At 75.7% G+C, this 1,380-nt stretch carries 1 protein-coding gene; it reads right to left on the bottom strand.

Features of this window, described 5'->3' with window-relative positions:
* Positions 1-1,250, bottom strand: a 1,250-nt coding sequence (locus ACTIDRAF_RS0224570; RefSeq protein ID WP_016701324.1) for an MFS transporter, incomplete at its 3' end; no start/stop codon positions are given.
* Positions 1,251-1,380: the final 130 nt, after the last annotated feature.

Genomic DNA, 1,380 nt, shown 5'->3' with positions numbered 1-1,380 from the left:
ACCGGGGTGGGCGGGCCGGTGGCGCAGCGGGCGGGGCGCCGGCCGGCCACCGCCAACAGCACCGCGACGGCCACCAGGTTCACCCCGACGCACGTCCAGATCCCGCCCCGGGTGCCCAGCGCCTCCCCCAGCACCCCTCCCAGCAGCGCGCCAGCCGTGTTCGCCAGCGTCCCCACCGAGCCGAGCAGGGTGGTGATCCTGGCGAAGTAGGAGTCCCCCACGTCGTCGGCGATCACCGTCACCAGCGCGATGTTCGCCAGCCCCCCGAAGAACAGGGGGAGCGCGATGCTCAACGCCGACACCGTCACGGCCCACCCCAGGGGGCCACCGGCCAGCGGCAGCGCCGCGCCGGCGACCGCCGCGGCGGACAGGCCCACCAGCAGTAGCCGGCGCGGGGTGTGCCCCCGGGCGAGCAGCCGGGGGGCGAGCAGCGCGCCACCGGCGCCCAGGAGGGTGGCGAGCACGGTGGGCAGCGTGTACAGGGCGACCGGCAGCGCGACCGTGTCCAGCAGGAACACCGCCCGTTGGGTGGCGATGCCGCTGGCGGCGACCCCGCTGAGCACGAGGAACCCCGCGTAGCCGAGCAGCAGCCGGTTGCCCCGCAGGGCCCGCAGCCCGTCCGCCAGCTCCTCGGTCAGCTTCTTCCTGGCCTGGCGGGACGGTGGTCGTTGGTCGGGGGAGCGCAACCGGACCAGGCAGTAGGCGCTGAACAGGTAGGCCAGGGCGTCCCCGACGAACAGCACGGCCGCCCCGAGCCCGGCGGCCACCGGACCGGCGAGGGAACCCGCCACGGAGCTGGCCAGCATCTCGGAGGACTGGAGCCGGCCCCGGGCCCGACCGACGTCCGACACCCCGAGCGAGTGCAGGTGGGAGAAGTAGAGCCCGTTCACCGTCAGGTGGACCACGCCGAGCACCACGTTGAGCGCCACCAGCCAGCCGAGGTTGAGCGTCCCGGTCAGACCGGCGACCGCGCAGGCCCCCACCATCGTGGCCGCGCCCAGGTCGGCGATGACCAAGGCCCTCCTGGGGCGTCGCACCCGGTCGAGCAGGACACCGCAGACCGGTCCGAACAGCAGGGCCGGCAGCATGCCGGCGGCCACGACCAGGGAGACGTCCCGGGGGCCGGCGCCGAGGCCGGTCACCGCGATCACCGAGATCGCCGTCGTGGTCAGGGTGCCGCCGAACACCGAGGCGAGCTGACCCACCAGGAACAACCGGAAGTCGCGGTCGGCGACGGTGCGGGCCGTCATCGCCGGCACCCCCGCGGGGTGCGGGGACGGCCCGGGCTGGTGTGCCGGGTGGAGCGGTATCCGGTGGTGGGGGGCGTGTCGCGGAACCGGGAGGCCGTGGGGGGCGGGGCGGGCCGCCACCGGTGGTGAC

Origin of the sequence: Actinoalloteichus spitiensis RMV-1378 (genome assembly GCF_000239155.1) — a bacterium.
GTDB lineage: Bacteria > Actinomycetota > Actinomycetes > Mycobacteriales > Pseudonocardiaceae > Actinoalloteichus_B > Actinoalloteichus_B spitiensis.
The sequence above is the reverse complement of the archived record's forward strand: the minus strand, read 5'-3'. Positions and strand labels throughout refer to the sequence as shown.